At 67.6% G+C, this 17300-nt stretch carries 11 protein-coding genes and 1 pseudogene; 10 read left to right on the forward strand and 2 right to left on the reverse strand.

All coding sequences use genetic code 11. The features are described from left to right. Positions 1-45 precede the first annotated feature (45 nt). Together ACEL_RS01145 and ACEL_RS01150 are read left to right on the forward strand one after the other, a co-directional pair. Complete coding sequence (locus ACEL_RS01145) at positions 46-450, forward strand: histone-like nucleoid-structuring protein Lsr2 (protein ID WP_011719056.1); 405 nt, start codon at positions 46-48, stop codon at positions 448-450. A gap of 642 nt (positions 451-1092) precedes the next feature. Continuing rightward, positions 1093-3612, forward strand: coding sequence for an ATP-dependent Clp protease ATP-binding subunit (locus ACEL_RS01150; protein WP_011719058.1), 2520 nt, complete (start codon positions 1093-1095; stop codon positions 3610-3612). A gap of 33 nt (positions 3613-3645) precedes the next feature. Here the strand turns inward: ACEL_RS01150 and ACEL_RS01155 are convergent, their stop codons facing one another. After that, the gene (locus ACEL_RS01155; RefSeq protein WP_011719059.1) at positions 3646-4653 is read right to left on the reverse strand and encodes an HhH-GPD family protein; all 1008 of its coding nucleotides are present in this window, start codon (positions 4651-4653) and stop codon (positions 3646-3648) included. Between the two features lie 182 nt (positions 4654-4835). Between ACEL_RS01155 and ACEL_RS01160 the strand changes: the two genes are divergently transcribed. From ACEL_RS01160 to ACEL_RS12880, 5 genes are all read left to right on the forward strand, one after another. After that, on the forward strand, positions 4836-5933 hold the full coding sequence (locus ACEL_RS01160) for a chemotaxis protein CheB (protein ID WP_011719060.1): 1098 nt from the start codon (positions 4836-4838) through the stop codon (positions 5931-5933). Beyond that, complete coding sequence (locus ACEL_RS11280; protein WP_011719061.1) at positions 5930-7408, forward strand: CheR family methyltransferase; 1479 nt, start codon at positions 5930-5932, stop codon at positions 7406-7408. The genes ACEL_RS01160 and ACEL_RS11280 overlap by 4 nt, the downstream gene beginning before the upstream one ends. A 111-nt stretch (positions 7409-7519) precedes the next feature. Next, positions 7520-7915, forward strand: coding sequence for a chemotaxis protein CheW (locus ACEL_RS01170; protein WP_011719062.1), 396 nt, complete (start codon positions 7520-7522; stop codon positions 7913-7915). Between the two features lie 79 nt (positions 7916-7994). Then, entirely contained in the window at positions 7995-9452 is a 1458-nt protein-coding gene (locus tag ACEL_RS01175) for a lipase maturation factor family protein (protein ID WP_011719063.1), read from the forward strand. Positions 9453-9462: 10 nt separating this feature from the next. Further along, positions 9463-10410, forward strand: coding sequence for a DUF3109 family protein (locus tag ACEL_RS12880; protein ID WP_011719064.1), 948 nt, complete (start codon positions 9463-9465; stop codon positions 10408-10410). A gap of 1807 nt (positions 10411-12217) precedes the next feature. On the opposite strand, the pseudogene ACEL_RS12885 reads toward ACEL_RS12880, so the two are convergent. Continuing rightward, positions 12218-13198 (reverse strand): annotated as a pseudogene (locus ACEL_RS12885) (DUF6541 family protein); the annotation flags it as partial. 69 nt (positions 13199-13267) lie between these two features. Here ACEL_RS12885 and radA point away from each other — a divergent pair. The 3 genes from radA (at position 13268) to ACEL_RS01205 (ending at position 17238) form a co-directional block, all read left to right on the forward strand. Continuing rightward, positions 13268-14650, forward strand: a complete 1383-nt coding sequence (gene radA / locus ACEL_RS01195; RefSeq protein ID WP_011719066.1) for a DNA repair protein RadA — start codon at positions 13268-13270, stop codon at positions 14648-14650. A 100-nt stretch (positions 14651-14750) separates the two neighbouring features. Continuing rightward, positions 14751-15857 carry a DNA integrity scanning diadenylate cyclase DisA gene (gene disA, locus ACEL_RS01200; RefSeq protein WP_011719067.1) on the forward strand — a complete coding sequence of 369 codons (1107 nt, stop codon included), beginning with the start codon at positions 14751-14753 and terminating at the stop codon, positions 15855-15857. A 7-nt stretch (positions 15858-15864) separates the two neighbouring features. Next, the gene (locus ACEL_RS01205; RefSeq protein WP_011719068.1) at positions 15865-17238 is read left to right on the forward strand and encodes an aspartate aminotransferase family protein; all 1374 of its coding nucleotides are present in this window, start codon (positions 15865-15867) and stop codon (positions 17236-17238) included. Positions 17239-17300 lie beyond the last annotated feature (62 nt).

A 17300-nucleotide genomic window follows, 5' to 3' on the forward strand; every position in this document is an offset into this window, starting at 1 on the left:
GTTGCATCGTTCGGTGAGCAGTCGAGTCGAGAAGGGACAACGTACGTGGCACGTCAAGAAGTGGTAACTCTGGTCGATGACCTCGACGGGAGCGCCGCAGAAGAAACCATCCGGTTCGGCCTGGATGGTGAAACCTACGAGATCGATCTGAGCCGCAGCAATGCCCGCAAATTGCGGGACGCGCTCGCGCCGTACATCAACGTGGCGCGCCGGGTGCGGGGACGCGGACCGGCGGCCGGGCGCCGCGGTCGCCGGAAGGCGGCTGCCGCCGCGCCGCGGAAGCGGGCTGCAGCGAAGAAGACCACGACGCGTGGCCGTCGTACCAGCCGTACGACGGCAGCCGCCTCCGCCGCGGACATTCGCGCCTGGGCCAAGTCGAAGGGCATTCCGGTGAACGAGCGCGGGCGTATCTCAGCTGAGGTGATCGAGGCGTACAACGCCGCGCACTGAGGTAACGGAATCTTTCGCGTTGACGGTGGCCTCGCAATTGCGGGGCCACCGTTATTTCATGCGATTTCCGCAGCGGCGGCGACCGGCCAGGGCGCCTCTCATCATCGCGCGTGCGCGGCCGCCCTCAGGTGAGGCCACCGTCATGTGATTCGGTACACCGCTCGGGCCGGCTGTCTGTCGCGGCGTGACGAGCGTTGTCCGGCCCGCCGCCTTTCGGCCGTGACGAGCGTTGTCCGGCCCGCCGCCGCGGCGTAACGAGTGGTTGTCCGGCCCGACGTTTCGGCATTGCCGTGAGGACTCCGGGCCCGAACCGTTCCCCGGAGTGATCGTCGGCCCGTCACCGTGGTCGGTCGGGCCGAATGCCGTGTCGGTCAACGTGCGATCGGTTGTTCGCTGCGAGCGCAATCAGCGATCCGGAACATGCCGGCGCTCGTATCTGTTGGCAAAAAGCGACGACATGCTGCGCCTTGTCAGCGGGCTGCCCGCGAGTGATTCATCAGGTCCATTCGGCGTTGGGCGAAATGGTGAGAAGAATCGGCACCGCCGCCGTGCGAGGAGCTCGGGGACGTCCGAGGACCGGGATAGCATGCAAGTGAGACGAGCGCGGTCGTCGTCCGGCCGCGCACGAGGAGCGATGGCGAGATGTTCGAGCGGTTCACCGACCGAGCCCGGCGAGTGGTTGTGCTCGCGCAAGAAGAAGCGCGCATGCTCAACCACAATTACATCGGCACTGAACACATCCTTCTTGGCCTGATTCATGAAGGTGAGGGAGTCGCCGCAAAGGCGCTGGAGAGCCTCGGCATCTCCCTGGAGGGTGTCCGCCAGCAGGTCGAAGAGATCATCGGCCAGGGGCAGCAGGCGCCTTCCGGTCACATCCCGTTCACGCCGAGAGCCAAGAAGGTTCTCGAACTCAGCCTCCGCGAGGCGCTGCAGCTCGGCCACAACTACATCGGCACCGAGCACATCCTGCTCGGCCTGATCCGGGAAGGTGAGGGAGTCGCCGCCCAGGTTCTGGTCAAGCTGGGCGCCGACCTCAACCGGGTCCGCCAGCAGGTCATCCAATTGCTCTCCGGTTACCAGGGCAAGGCGGAGGCGACTGCCGGAGGCCCGGCGGAGGGCACTCAGTCGACGTCCCTCGTTCTCGATCAATTCGGCCGCAACCTCACGCAGGCGGCCCGCGAGGGCAAGCTCGACCCGGTGATCGGACGGGAGAAGGAAATCGAGCGGGTCATGCAGGTGCTCTCCCGGCGTACCAAGAACAATCCGGTTCTCGTCGGTGAGCCCGGCGTCGGCAAGACGGCCATCGTCGAGGGGCTGGCTCAGGCGATCGTCAAGGGCGAGGTGCCGGAGACCCTGAAAGACAAGCAGCTGTACACGCTCGACCTGGGTGCGCTGGTCGCCGGCAGCCGGTACCGCGGCGATTTCGAGGAGCGGCTCAAGAAGGTGCTCAAAGAGATCCGCACCCGCGGCGACATCGTCCTGTTCATCGATGAGCTGCACACCCTCGTCGGCGCCGGCGCCGCCGAGGGTGCGATTGACGCGGCCTCCATCCTCAAGCCGATGCTGGCCCGCGGCGAGCTGCAGACCATCGGGGCGACGACGCTCGATGAGTACCGCAAGCACCTGGAGAAGGACGCCGCCCTCGAGCGGCGGTTCCAGCCGATCCAGGTCAATGAGCCGTCACTAGCGCACACCATCGAAATTCTGAAGGGCCTGCGTGATCGGTACGAGAGTCACCACAAGGTCACCATCACCGACGGCGCCCTGGTCGCGGCCGCGCAGTTGGCTGACCGGTACATCTCGGACCGCTTCCTGCCGGACAAGGCCATCGACCTCATCGATGAGGCCGGGTCACGGCTGCGGATCCGCCGGATGACCGCGCCGCCGGACCTGCGGGAATTCGACGAGAAAATCGCCGCGGTTCGGCGCGAGAAAGAGAGCGCGATCGACGCGCAGGATTTCGAGAAGGCCGCGGCGCTCCGCGACAAAGAAAAGCAGCTCCTTGCCGCGAAGGCGCAGCGGGAGCGGGAGTGGAAAGCCGGTGACATGGACGTCGTCGCGGAGGTCGACGAGGACCTCATCGCCGAGGTTCTCTCCGCGGCCACCGGGATTCCGGTCTTCAAGCTCACCGAAGAGGAGACGGCCCGGCTCCTGCGGATGGAAGAAGAGCTGCACAAGCGGGTGATCGGCCAAGACGAGGCCATCAAGGCGCTGTCGCAGGCGATCCGGCGTACCCGCGCCGGGTTGAAAGACCCGAAGCGGCCGGGTGGTTCGTTCATCTTCGCCGGACCATCCGGGGTTGGGAAGACCGAGCTCTCCAAGGCGCTCGCCGAATTCCTGTTTGGTGACGAGGATTCGCTCATCCAGTTGGACATGAGCGAATTCATGGAGAAGCACACGGTGTCGCGGCTCTTCGGTTCCCCGCCTGGATATGTCGGGTACGACGAGGGCGGGCAGCTGACCGAGAAGGTGCGCCGCAAGCCGTTCTCCGTCGTCCTCTTCGACGAGGTGGAGAAGGCCCACCCGGACATTTTCAATTCGCTCCTGCAAATTCTCGAGGACGGACGCCTCACCGACGCCCAGGGGCGGGTCGTCGATTTCAAGAACACGGTCATCATCATGACGACCAACCTCGGCACCCGCGACATCGCCAAGGGCTTCAACATGGGGTTCTCCAAGGAGAACGACACCCAAGGCAGTTACGAGCGGATGCGGGCCAAGGTGCAGGACGAATTGAAGCAGCACTTCCGGCCCGAATTCCTCAACCGGGTGGACGACATCATCGTCTTCCACCAGCTCACCGAGGACGAGATCGTCAAGATCGTCGACTTGATGATCGCGAAGGTGGACGAACGGCTGCGCGATCGCGACATGTCCATCGAGCTCACCCCGGCGGCGAAGGCGCTCCTCGCCCAGAAGGGGTACGACCCGGTGCTCGGCGCACGGCCGTTGCGGCGGACCATCCAGCGCCTGGTCGAGGATCCGGTCAGCGAGAAGATTCTCTTCGGTGAATTGCGGCCCGGTCACATCATCGTGGTCGATGCGGAGAACGTGGGGACGCCGGACGCCCGGCTCACCTTCCGCGGCGAACCGAAGCCGGCCGCCGTGCCGGAGACCGCGGTGGTTGGCTCCGAGCCGGAGCAACCGACGACGAACCGCTGACGGTACGCCGGCCGGGCCTCGCGGCGGCGGTTGCTACGTCGCATCGGCTGTTGCCGGCCCGAGCTGGTAGCGGCCTCCCGGTGCGCAGGACACGAGCCCATCGGACACAAGGCTGGCCAGCGCCCGCCTGCGCTGGGTTGGGTCCGGCCAGGCGCGGGCCAGGTCCGCGGTGCTGACGGGATGCGGGTATTCCCGAAGCGCCGCCAGGAGCGCGCCACGGGCCTGCCGATCGCTGCCGGTGTACGGCGCCCGGGGTCGGCGTGTGCCGGCTGGCCGACCGGCCCGGTGCCACGCGCAGTCCGTGGTGAGGGGACAGCGGGCACAGCCGGGGCTGCGGCTGGTGCAGATGAGCGCGCCGAGTTCCATGAGCGCCACGGAGAACTGCGCGGCGCGGTCGGCATTCTTGGGCAGCAACGCGTCGAGGCTTCGGTGCTCGGCGGCCCGGGGAGTGCCGGTTGGGTGTGGCACGCCGGTGAGGAACCGAGCGAGGACGCGCCGCACATTCGTGTCGAGGACGGCGACGCGGCGGCGGTAGGCGAACGCGGCGACCGCCGCCGCGGTGTAACGGCCGATTCCCGGGAGCGTGGCGAGGACGCCGGGCTCATCGGGGACGATCCCACCGAACCGATCCACGATCGCACGTGCCGCTTGGTGCAGCCAGAGCGCGCGTCGCGGATAACCGAGCCGGCCCCACGCCCGCACGGCGTCCGCTGGAGTGGCGGCGGCCAGCGATTGCGGCGTCGGCCACCGGGCCGTCCACACCGCGTAAACCGGCAGTACGCGGCTGACCGGCGTTTGCTGCAGCATCACCTCGCTCACGAGGACCTGCCAGGGCGTCACGTCCGACCGACGCCATGGCAGGTCGCGGCGGCCGTGCCGGCGGTACCACGCGAGCACCCGGTGGACCACGCGCTGCGCCGGAGCCTGCGTCAGATCCGATAAAGCCGCACGCCTGCCTCGTGGGTCTGGACCCGCGCTCCCCGTGATGAGCCGGGTCGAAGCGGCGCCCGGCCGGGTCTGGGCGGGAGTGTTCCTTCGCACGGCGAAACTCCCTTGCCGCCGGGTGGATCCGCGACGTGATGTCGGACGTCGAGCGTAACCGGACGCCCTGCCCGGTTAAGAATCGGCTCTTCCCGGACGACAGGAAGGGCAGATCGCGCGGCGCGCTGGAGCTCAGCAGCCGTGAGCACCAAGCCGGAATTTGATCAGTCGCGAGGAGCTTCGTGACGACTGCGCGTGACGCTGAGCCCCTGCCCGCCGGTGTGCTGCTCGTCGAGGACTCGGGGGTCGAGCGGCGTTTCCTGCGGACGGCGTTGAGCGCCGAGCCCGGGGTTGCCGTCGTGGGTGAGGCTCGCAATGCCCGGGACGCGCTCGCGCTGGTCGACCGGCTCAGACCGGCGGCCATTCTGCTCGATCTCGATCTTCCTGGTGAGACGGCAATCGAACTGATCGAACGGGTGATGGCGACGTCGCCGACGCCGATCCTCGTGTACACCGCCAACCGGGACGACGACCGGGCGGCGCGCGCTCTCGCGGCCGGCGCGGTCGAGGTGGTGGTCCGGCCCCGCGCGGGTGAGGCTGACCGGGCCGAATACGCGGAGGCGATGCGCCGCGAGGTGCGGGTCGCTGTCCGGGTCCGGGTCATCACCCATCCGCTCGGGAAGCTCAAGGCCCGCGGCCTCGGCCAGGCCAACGGCACGCCGGCGCAGCCGCCGCACCGGACCGTGCCGGCGCAGACGATCGACCTGGTCGCAATCGGCACGTCCACCGGGGGTCCGCAGGCGCTTGCGCAGGTGCTCGCGCAGCTGCCGGCCGATTTTCCCGCCGCGGTGGTCGTGGCGCAGCACATGGCGGATGGGTTCGTGGACGGTCTGGCGGGCTGGTTGGCGAGCGTCTGCCCGCTGCCGGTACTCATTGGGACACCGAACAGCCGATTGGCTCCCGGGACGGTCACTCTTGCCCCGGGCGGCCACAACCTCGTCGTCCGGGAACGGCTCCGGGTGGACATCGAGCCGCCGCCGCCGACGCAATTTCACGTTCCCGGCGTTGACCCGCTGTTCCTCAGCGTCGCTGAGCACGTCGGACCACGCGCCGTCGGCGTTCTGCTCACCGGAATGGGCCGGGATGGGGCGCTCGGCCTCAAGGCCATGCACGACGCAGGCGCGGTCACCATTGGCCAGGATGAGGAATCCAGCGCAGTCTGGGGAATGCCCGGCGCCGCGGTGGCGCTGGGCGCGGTGCAGCGGCAGCTGCCGCTGTGGGAGATCCCGAGTGTCCTGGTGGCGTTGGTGCGGGGCGACGACACTGGAGGCGCCCCGTGAAACCCACGCTGAGCGACGCAGAATTCGCCGCGTTGGCGGCGATTCTCGAAGACCTCACCGGCCTGGTGCATGACGAGGCCCGCCGCGACGCGCTTGCCTTCGCGGCAGCGGCCTGCCGGGAGGCCGCCGGTATTCCGACCTTCGGCGAATTCCTGCACCTGCTGGGTTCGGAGGACGGCGAAGCCGTGCGTCAGCGGCTCATCGACGCGGTCACGATCCAAGAGACGCATTTCTTTCGCAATCCACCGCAAATTCGCGCGCTGCGCACCCACGTTCTGCCGGAATTGATCCGGACGGCGACCGCTGCTGACCGGCCGCTCGTCGTCTGGAGCGCGGGGTGCTCGACCGGGGAGGAACCCTACACGGTCGCCATGCTGGTCCGTGAGCTGCTGCCGAATGCGACGCCTGACCGTATTCGCATCCTCGGGACGGACATTTCGTCAGCGGCGTTGGATGCCGCCCGCCGGGCGCGTTATGGCCCGCGTGCGGTGCAAATGGCCGAACCGGTGGACGTCGCCCGCTGGTTCACTCGGGTCGGTGAGGAGTACGTCGTCCGTGACGAGGTCCGTGAGCTCGTGGAATTTCAACGGCATAATCTCGTCCGCGATCCGCCGCCGTTTGAACCGGGCAGTGTCGACCTGCTGCTCTGCCGCAATGTCACCATCTATTTCCGCCGGCAGACCACAAAGGCTTTGATGCGCCGGTTGCATGACGTACTCCGCGAGGGGGGCTATTTGTTCCTTGGCCACGCGGAGACCCTCTGGCAGATGACCGACGCCTTCACCCTCGTCACTCTCGGGGATGCTTTCGTTTATCGGCGGCTGCCGCCGGAGCACGACGGTGAACGACGGATTCTCCCGCAGCGCCGAACCGGTGCAGAGCCGGTGCTGACCGAGCGGCGTCGGCGGACGGACCGGCGGAGCGGACCGGCGCATCGGGCGCGCCTGAGCGCCGTCGAACGCGCACCAGTCCGGTCCGGTGCCGGTCCGCGGCGGGACGGCGACAACGGCGCGGCCGATCTCCGGGTTCCACCGACAGCAGGCGATGCCCGGACCGCGGACTACCTTGCGGAGGCGCGCGGTGCATTGGCCGCCGGCCGGTACCAGGACGCCGTCCGGGCCGCGGGCGCCGTGCTGAAGGCGGAACCGCTGCTGGCCGAAGCGCATGTGATCCACGGTGAAGCGCTGGTGAATCTCGGCCGGGACGCTGAGGCAGTGCCGCAGCTCCGCCAAGCGGTGTACCTGGATCCTGATCACGCGCCGGCGCATCTGTTGCTCGCGGGCGCCCTGGAACGGCTCGGTGAGGCTGCGGCTGCCGGTCGGGCGTATCGGGCGGCCGCAGCGACCGTCCGCCGATTGCCGCCGGCGCGGGTCGCGGAATTCTTTGCCGGCCGGCAGGCGGAGGAGCTTGCCGCCGCGTGCCTCCGGCTTGCCCAGCAGGCGGAGCGGGCCGCGGCCCGCCAGCGGCATCCATAGCGGAAGCCGTTGGCGCAAAGCCGCCGGCGCAAAGCCGGGGGATCAAACCGTTGGGACAAAATCTTCCCCTCTGGTCACAAGGCCGGACGACGTCCCGCCGATGCACATGTCGTGAGCGGCTATGTGACGTTCCAGCTCGGTTCGCAGGAACTGGCCTGTCCGTTGCACGACGTGCGGGAAGTCGTCCGCTTGAACCGCATGCACACCCTGCCCGGGCTGAATGCCGGGGTCAGCGGGCTGTTGGAATTGCGTGGCTCCCCCCTCCCCGTGGTTGATGTCCGAACGGACGCGCAGAGCCGTGGTGATGTGCTCGTCTTGCAGGCCGAAACGCTCGGCGTCGTCGTCGATCGAGTGACCGGCGTGATCACCGATGATGTTCTGGTGCCGGCATCGGTGCGGCCCGAACGCCTGCCCGGCTACGTCCGGGACGTTCTGGTTGACGTGACCAGGGGCGAGCCGGTGCTCCTTGTCGACCTGCATGCTCTGGCGGCGGTGAGTGCCGGCTGATCCACAGGATCGGTCCGCCACAGTCCCGGCATAGACTGCTCCGGTCTGGAGGGGCGGACCGGTATCGTGCGGGCGAGAGATGTCTCTCCACGACCTGGCGGCTGACAACTCCTGGGCGGCCCGGCTGGTCCTGCAGCGCGGGATCGCCGCCGTTTACGTCATCGCGTTTCTGTCCGGCCTCGCGCAATTTCCCGCCCTGCTTGGTGAGCGGGGCCTTCTGCCGGTGCCGCGGTTCGTCCGGATCGCCGGCCGGCGACGGTCGCCGAGCATCTTCTGCTGGCACTACTCGGACCGGTTCTTCCGGCTGCTGGCCGCCGCCGGGGCGCTCATCGGTGTCACGGTAGTCGCCGGCTTGCCGCAATTGGGTCCGCCGTGGCTGCCCGCCGTCGGCTTCCTCGTCATGTGGGCGATCTATCTGTCGATCGTCAACGTCGGCCAGATTTTCTATGCGTTCGGCTGGGAGTCCCTGCTGCTCGAAGCCGGCTTCTTCGCGGCCTTTCTCGGCTCCGATTCGACCGCTCCGCCGTGGCCGGTCATCTACTGCTTCCGCTGGCTGGTCTTCCGGCTCGAATTCGGCGCCGGAATGATTAAGATGCGCGGCGATCCGTGTTGGCGGGATTTCACGTGTCTGTATTATCACCACGAGACGCAGCCGATGCCCGGACCGTTCTCGTGGTATTTCCATCGCCTGCCGAAAATCCTGCACCGCGTGGAGGTTGCCGCAAACCATTTCGCCCAACTGATCGTGCCGTTCGGCTTGTTCGCGCCGCAGCCGGCGGCGTCGATCGCGGCCGCGGTGGTCATCGTGACGCAATTGTGGCTGGTGGCCTCCGGCAACTTCGCCTGGTTGAACTGGCTCACCATCGTCCTGGCGTTCTCCGCGGTGGACGACGGTTTTCTCCACCTGCGCCATGCTCCGGCGTCGTCGCTCGGACCGGTGTGGTGGGTCGGTGTGGTCTGCGCCTTCACCGCGCTGGTCGTCGTCCTCAGCTATTGGCCGACCCGGAACCTGGTCTCCCGCCATCAATTGATGAACGCTCCATTCAACCGATTTCACCTGGTCAATGCGTACGGCGCGTTCGGGAGCATCACCCGCTACCGGGATGAAATCGTCGTTGAGGGCACGGACGCCGATCGCATCGACGCGTCCACCTCGTGGTTGGAGTATGAATTCAAAGGCAAGCCCGGTACGCCGATCCGCCGGCCCCGGCAGTACGCGCCGTACCACCTTCGCCTGGACTGGCTGATGTGGTTCGCGGCCATGTCGTCCCCGGAGCGGCACCCGTGGTTCGTCGCCTTTCTCGTCCGCCTCCTGGAGGGTGATCCCGCGACTCTCCGGTTGCTTGCCCGCAATCCGTTTCCGGACCGGCCTCCGCGGTATGTCCGCGCGCTGCTGTACCGCTATCGCTTCACGACGTGGCGGGAGCGCCGCCGCACCGGCGCCTGGTGGTCACGAGAGTTGCTCGGCACCTACACGCTGCCGCTTGCGCTCTACGGTCTTGGCGGTACGGCGCATGCGCGGGGCGGGGACCGGTAGGCTCGGCGGCATGTCCAGCAGACCAGTCCGGATCGGCGTACGGCTTGCCGCGGACCAATCCGGAGTGGGCCGTTCGCCGGCCACCGGCGAAGTGCCGCTGGATTTTCCCCGCGACTGGGTGGAATTCGTCGATCCGGCGGATCCGGAGCAGCTGTTCCGCTGCGACCTCACCTGGCTGACCTCGCGCTGGGCGTGCATTTTCCGCTCCGGGTGCCCGGGAATTGTCGCCGGTCGTCCGGACGACGGCTGCTGCACGCACGGGGCTTTCTATTCCGGGAGAGACGATGAGCGCCGGGTTCGGGAGGCCGCCCGCCGGCTGGATCCGTCCACCTGGCAGTACTTTCGGGCCGCCCGCCGGGGCATCTCCACCGTCGTCGACGGCAAGCGGCGGACCCGGATCGTCGATGGGGCGTGCATTTTTCTTAACCGGCCGGATTTTCCGGGCGGCGCGGGCTGCGCGCTGCACTCCTTGGCGCTGCGCACCGGTCGTCATCCGATGGAGACAAAGCCGGACGTGTGCTGGCAGCTGCCGATCCGCCGGACGTTTGAGCGAATCCGCCGTCCGGATGGGAGCCGGGTCTGGCTCGTGACCATCGGTGAATACGACCGTCGCGGATGGGGTCCCGGCGGCCTTGACCTTGACTGGTGGTGTACGTCGTCACCGTCGGCCCATCACGGATCCGTGCCGCTGTTCCGGGCGTACCGGAACGAGTTGACGGCACTGATGGGCGAGCCTGCGTACCGCGAATTGGCCCGGCACTGCGAACGGCGGCTTGCCGCATCCCAGCTCGTTGCCCCGCATCCGGCGGATCCCGTCAGACGACCGGTACCGGCTTCCGATGCCCGGCCGGCCGGGCGGCGAGGTCGACGAGCTGATGAAGGCGCCGGACCCCCCACCGCCAGAGCGGCGGGCAGCACAGGAGGATCAGCACGCCGGCGGTCGTCAACCCGGCAATGACGTATCCGGCGAGCTCAACCGGCGAAAGCCGGTACGTCAGGACGACGTGATGCGGCCGGCCGTCGTCCGGCAGGGGAATCCACATCATCCCGGGGCCGGCCAGGTAGCTGCGCGCGGGCCGGCCGTCGAGCGTCACCTGCCAGTCCGGCGCGCGCTGTTCCTTGACGAGCACGCCGTTGGCTGGACCGGTTACGTTGATGACACGGTGATCGGTGTTGACGACGTCATACCGGACGCCCGCACCGCCGGCGCCGGCCGTCTGAGGTTTGCCGGGATCCGGCCTGCCGGTGAGCAATTGGGCGAGCAGCCTGCTCTCGGCCGGCTGTCCGAATACGTCCGTGTGGTACGGCAGCGCGAGTCCGCTCCAGACCGAGCGGCCCGCACCCAGGACGCCGGACACCAGGACCGTCTTGCGTTGCGCTTTGAGCACCGGCTGTCCCCATGGCGCTAACGAAATTGCGGCCGAGACGACCCATTGATTCGTTCCGGCGTACGATGCCGGCCCGAAACCGTCGAGAATCGCGGCGTCGACGCCGGACATGCTGCCCGTCCAATCCCACGCCGGGCCGCGAATAACGGCGTTGTGCACGGATCGGACCGGGAGTGGATTGCCTGCCGTGCGGAGCAGTTTGGCGATGTCGCGGTCGTCCGCGCTGTCCGCGAAGAGCGTTCCGCCCTGCATGACGAATTCGCGCAGCAACGCGGCGTCCCGCTTCGGATGTGTCACCGCCGCGCCGTAAAGAACAACGGTGTCGACGTGGGCGAGCAAGGCACGGCTGACGTCATCAATACGGGCAGGGCCCTGCACCGGGATGAGCGTGTCGCTTCCGATGTCGGCATATGACAGCGCGCGGAGAAAGAGGTCGTAATGCCGGGTGTCGCCAATGACGAGCACAATGGGAACCCGCGTTGCGGAAACGATCGGCCGCGCTCTCGTGTAGCGGTAGCTGGACAGCACGGCGTATCGGGTGTCTTGCGCGAGAAGGGTGAAACGGCTGGGGTCGTCGTACATGCCGGTCGGTCCGGCGCCGGAGTCGGTGTCGATCCACTTGACGGCGTACCAGTCGAGGAGAAAATCACGCTCCGCCGCGGTGAAGGATGGTTTGACCAGGGCGGATTCCAGCCAGTACTGCCAGTCCAGGTGAAGGACGCCGTGGTCGTCGTAGCCACGGTCCTGCGGCGCATCGGAGTATTCGTTTATCCATTTCGTCACCGAGTCGGCGACTCCGGCAACCCGGAAATCCCGTTGCCCGGTGGCCTCTTCGGGGAAGACCGCGAGCCGGGCCTGCTGGGCGGGGATGTCGTTGCGTTTGACTTGTTTGGGGAGCAGCGGTCCGGTCACCGCGACCGCTGCTCCGACCGCTGCCGTCACGGTGGCCGCTGCGATTCCGCCGGCGAGAGCACGGGTGAGCCGACGACGCCACGTGCGGCGTACCCGATCGATTCGGTCACGGGTCAGTCGGACGGCGATGCCAACGGCCAGGCCGCAGACCACAGCGCAGCAGACGCCGGGGTAGACGAGGAGGTCGGTCGGTTGCAGGCCGTTTATGTAGTAGGGGAAACGGCGGTCCAGGTACCCGATGAATCCGTAGCAGAGAAACGGCAGCGTGCCGAGGGCAAAGAAAACCGCCAGCCGTAACGGATATCCGGCAAGCTGGTGGCGCCGCCGCCATCGAAGGTATCGGCGCAGTTCGGGGTGGTTCGCGCGGCCGGATATGTTCACCGTCCGGCTCGAACTCAGCCAGATAATGTCTTCTCCCAGGCTTTCCCGCGCTGACACACTGATCGCCGGAGCCCGGTGGAGTCGTGCGGCGAGGATGCCGACCATCAGGGTGACGGCCAGCGTGCCGGGCAGGAGCGCGTCGAGCGAATGGCCGGCGGGCCAGAGAACGAGCCGCCAATTCAGGGGCACCTCGAAATCCGTGAATGCGCTCTGGCTGCGCTTCTCCAGCACGAGCGGCAGGTAGAAGTACGCCGCCATCGCCAGCGGGACACCAGTCAGTCCGGCGGCCGTCGCGAATCGGACACCAATGGGCATCGTTGGCGACAGGAGCACCACACCCGCAACCGCCAGCAATCCAATTGCTCCGACTATGGGATGCGTGCCAAGCGCGGCCGCGAGAAAGCAACAGCACCCGAGGGCGGCGAACCGTCCCCCGCGGATTGCGAATCGTATCGCGCAGGCGAGCGCCGGGACGGCGAAGGCCAGCGCGGTGAAACGCGGATACAGGCCGAGGACGACGTTCTGCGACCAGACCGTCGGCGTCGCTGCGGTCAGCCCGCCCGCGCAGAGGGCGGCGAGCCGGCTGCCGATCGCGGCACGGACCGCCGCGTAGGTGCCGATGACGAGTAGCACGAGGGCCGAGGCGGTCACCAGATTCATCGCCGCCGGAAAAGACAGCTTTCCCAACCGTGCGACGGCGAGCAGAAGTACGTGGTAGCCGGGCGGGTAGCTTCCGGTGAAGGTCGGCTGACCGGAGTACCACTCGTAGTTCCACCAGATATGCGGCCAATTCTCCGCAAGGAACGTCACTTTCGACAGGTGCCCCATGGCGTCGTACCCCTTGGGGAACCCGGTGAAGGCATCCGCCCGCTTGCCGAGGAACAACACGATCGCGGCCAGGCCGACCGCCTCTCCGGTGGTGCGCAACCATCCGGTCAGCCGGACCAGCGGCCGGACCCACCCGCGGCCGCGGTCTGTGACGGCCGGCCCGCCGGTGACGCCGCCGGCGGGCGTGTCGCCGACGGCCCTGGTATCAGCGGCAGCTGCGCGAGGGATGACCGGCACACCGGTTGACTCGGTGTGCTGTGGCCGAGCCTTGATTTTTTGTCGGTGGTGGTCCTTAGGCTCCGGGTCATGTCGCGAACGGTGTATCGGTGTGTCGAATGCGGGTGGATGACGCCCAAATGGCTGGGGCGCTGCGGTGGTTGCCGATCGTGGGAGACACTGCAGGCCGAGGAGCCGGGGCGGCAATCGCGCAGTCACCGGGCACCGCCGGCACGACCCGCGGTGCCGATTGACGCGGTGGATGCATCCACCGCGCGACCGCTGCCGACCGGGGTCGGTGAATTCGACCGGGTTCTGGGCGGCGGCCTCGTTCCGGGCTCGGTTGTGCTGTTCGCCGGGGAGCCGGGCATCGGCAAATCGACCCTGCTGCTCGATGCCGCGGCGCGGTTCACCCGCCGGCACGGCACAGCGCTGTATGTGACTGCCGAGGAATCGGCCGGCCAGGTGCGGGCGCGCGCCGATCGGATCGGTGCGCTGGCACCGCGGCTCTATCTCGCGGCGGAGACGTCACTTGAGGCTGTGGAAGCGCAGGTCGCGGCGGTTCATCCGGCGTTGCTCATTGTCGATTCGGTGCAGACGGTCTGTGCGGACGGCGTGGACGGCACACCCGGCGGCGTCTCCCAGGTGCGGGAAGTGGCCGCCGCGATGATCCGGCTGGCGAAAAGCCATCAACTGACCGTCGTCCTGATCGGGCACGTCACCAAGGATGGTCTGATCGCCGGTCCCCGGTTGCTGGAACATGCGGTCGACGTCGTCCTTTCTTTCGAGGGTGACCGTACCGGCGGGCTCCGGTTGCTTCGTCCGGCGAAGAACCGGTTCGGGACCTGCGAGGATGTCGGCTGTTTCCGGCTCACCGCCGGCGGCATCGAGGAAATTCCCGATCCCAGCCTCCTTTTCGTGAGCGGTTCGCCGTCCGCCGCACCCGGCGTATGCGCCACGGTCGCGATGGAGGGCACCCGGCCGTTGGTGACGGAAATTCAGGCGCTCGTCGCCCCGTCGGCGCAGGCGGTGCCGCGGCGCTCCACCGCCGGGCTGGACGCCGCTCGGGTGGCGATGACGCTGGCGGTCGTCGAACGGCGGGCGGGCGTCGTGCTGGCCGGTCAGGACGTCTTCGTCGCGACGGTGGGCGGGGCTCGGATTCGGGAACCAGCCGGTGATCTCGCGTTAGTCCTGGCGGTGGCGAGTGCGGCGGCCGATCGACCGCTGCCGCCGGGACTCCTTGCGGTTGGCGAAGTCGGCCTCGCTGGTGAGATTCGGCCCGTGCCGGGATGGGGACGCCGGATCACGGAGGCTGGCCGCCTTGGCTTTCGCTGCGTCGTCGCGCCGGTTGGCGTTGAGGTTCCGCCGGACGGTCCGCAGGTCATCACGGCTCGTGACGTCCGGGAAGCGCTCCGGAGTGTTGCCCGGCTGGGCATTCGATCGGCCGCCGTCGACGCGGCGCTCGCAGGGTAGGTGCAGCGGTCGGGGGACGGACCGTGGTCTTGCGATCCAATGACCCGTCGTGATCTGCGGTTAGAATGTCGGCGACTTCGCACACGCCTTTGGGAGCCAGGTGGCAGCCAACGATCGACCTGACCGCAGCGACCGGGGCGCGGATGAGCGGCTGCGGGCCACGCTGGCTGCGATCGCCCCGGGGACGCAGATGCGCGACGCGCTCGAGCGGATTCTTCGTGGCAACACCGGTGCGCTCATCGTCCTCGGCTACGACAAGACCGTCGAGTCCATTTGCAGTGGTGGTTTCAACCTCGACGTCGAGCTCTCCGCTCCGCTGATGCGCGAGCTCGCGAAGATGGACGGCGCCATCATTCTCGACGAGAAGGCGACCCGCATCATCAAGGCCAACGTTCATCTCCAGCCGGATCCGTCAATCCCTACCAACGAGTCCGGCACCCGGCATCGGTCGGCGGAGCGGACCGCCCGGCAGACCGGTTTCCCGGTCATTTCCGTCAGCCAATCCATGCGGATCATTGCGCTGTACGTGGACGGCCGCCGGCACGTTCTCGATGAACCAAGCGCAATCTTGTCCCGGGCCAACCAGGCGCTGGCCACCCTCGAGCGCTACAAGCTTCGTCTCGACGAGGTTTCCGGCACGCTCTCGGCACTGGAAATCGAGGATTTGGTCACCGTGCGGGACGCGGCGGTCGTCGCCCAGCGGCTGGAAATGGTCCGGCGGATCGCCGACGAAATTCAGGGGTACGTCGTCGAGTTGGGCACCGACGGCCGCTTGCTCAGCCTGCAACTGGATGAATTGCTCGCGGGTGTGGAGCCGGAGCGCGACCTCATCGTGCGGGATTATCTGCCGGCAGCGGCCGGTAAGCGCGGCCGGAGTGTCGATGACGTGCTCCGGGATCTCGATGCGCTCACGCCTGAGGAACTTCTGGACCTCGGGACCGTCGCCCGGGTCATCGGGTGCGGCGGGACGGAGAATCTCGACAACCCGGTGAGTCCACGCGGTTACCGGCTGCTCGCGAAAATTCCACGGCTGCCGTGTGCGGTCATCGAGCGGTTGGTCGAACATTTTGGCACCTTGCAGAAACTCTTGGCGGCCAGTGTCGACGACCTGCAGGCCGTCGAGGGTGTCGGCGAGAGCCGCGCTCGCAGCGTCCGGGAGGGACTGTCCCGGCTTGCGGAATCGTCGATCCTCGAGCGATACGTGTGAGTTGCCGATGAGTTTCAACCTGCGCGCCCTGCTCACCGAACGTGCCGGCGAGAACTACGACCTGCACGGGCGTTACGTCAATCCACAGGTTCCCCGCGTCCTCAAGACACTCGGCTTCGACCGGATATACCAGCGCGCCGAGGGGTGTTACCTGTACGACGACGCCGGCAACCGCTACCTGGACATGCTTGCCGGTTTCGGCGTGCACGGCGTCGGCCGGAATCATCCGGTTGTGCGTCAGGCCCTGCACGACCTGCTGGACGCCGAACTGGCAGACATGGTGCAATTCGACGCCCCCTTGCTGGCCGGGCTGTTCGCCGAGCGGCTGTTGCAGAAGGCCCCCGGCTTGGACCGCGTTTTCTTCTGCAACAGCGGATCGGAGGCCGTTGAGGCGGCGTTGAAGTTTGCGCGGGCGGCGACCGGACGGCCGCGGATCGTATTCCTGGACCACGCTTACCACGGGCTCACCGCCGGCGCGTTGTCGGTGAACGGCGCCGAGGAATTCCGGAAGGGCTTCGGGCCGCTGCTCCCGGCGACGCCGATCGAGATCGGCGACCTCGATGCGCTCCGCCGGGAACTGAAGAAGGGGGACGTTGCCGCATTTCTCGTCGAACCGATCCAAGGCAAGGGCGTGCACATTCCGCCGCCCGGTTTTCTCGCCGCCGCCCAGCAGGAGCTGCGCCATTACGGTGCATTGCTCATCTGTGACGAGGTGCAGACCGGCATCGGCCGCACCGGCCGATTCTTCGGCTATGAGCACGAGGGCGTCGATCCGGACATTGTCACGGTGGCGAAGGCGCTCTCCGGAGGCTTCGTGCCGATCGGAGCGACCTTGGCGAAACGCGAGGTTTTCGACAAGGTCTTCTCCTCGATGGACCGGGTCTTTGTCCATGCCTCCACGTTCATGGGGAACGCGATGGCAATGACGGCCGGGCTGGCCACCCTTGCCATCGTGGAGGACGAGGGCTTGGTCGCCAACGCTGAGCGGATGGGTCACCTGTTGGTGGAATCGCTGCGGGCGGTCGCCTCCCGGTACGAGCTCATCGCCGACATCCGCGGCCGCGGTCTGATGATCGGCATCGAATTCGGCCGGCCGAAATCCCTGAAGCTCCGCGCGGGTTGGTCGATGCTGCAAGCCGCCCGTCGCGGCCTGTTCGCGCAACTCGTCGTCGTCCCGCTGTTCACCCGGCACCGGATCCTCACCCAGGTCGCCGGTGACCACATCGACGTCGTGAAATTGTTGCCCCCGCTGGTCATCAGCGAGACGGAAGTGAAGATGTTCGTTGACGCATTCGTCGACGTGATGGACGACGCACATACCGGCAGTGGCCTGCTCTGGGACTTCGGCCGGACTCTGGTCGGGCAGGCAATCCGCCGTTAGCGCGAATCCCTCGGGTGGCCGGAAGCCGCTCCGCGCCGCCGGGACGCCGGTGTCGTCGACGG

Origin of the sequence: Acidothermus cellulolyticus 11B, from assembly GCF_000015025.1 — a bacterium.
In the GTDB taxonomy this organism is placed as follows: Bacteria; Actinomycetota; Actinomycetes; order Acidothermales; family Acidothermaceae; genus Acidothermus; species Acidothermus cellulolyticus.

What these genes read in the sequence shown, in the direction of transcription:
- ACEL_RS01150 (WP_011719058.1), top strand. Translation starts at nt 1,093, where the DNA reads ATGTTCGAGCGGTTCACCGACCGAGCCCGGCGAGTGGTTGTGCTCGCG.
- ACEL_RS01175 (WP_011719063.1), top strand. Translation starts at nt 7,995, where the DNA reads ATGTCTCTCCACGACCTGGCGGCTGACAACTCCTGGGCGGCCCGGCTG.
- ACEL_RS12880 (WP_011719064.1), top strand. Translation starts at nt 9,463, where the DNA reads ATGTCCAGCAGACCAGTCCGGATCGGCGTACGGCTTGCCGCGGACCAA.
- radA (WP_011719066.1), top strand. Translation starts at nt 13,268, where the DNA reads ATGTCGCGAACGGTGTATCGGTGTGTCGAATGCGGGTGGATGACGCCC.
- ACEL_RS01205 (WP_011719068.1), top strand. Translation starts at nt 15,865, where the DNA reads ATGAGTTTCAACCTGCGCGCCCTGCTCACCGAACGTGCCGGCGAGAAC.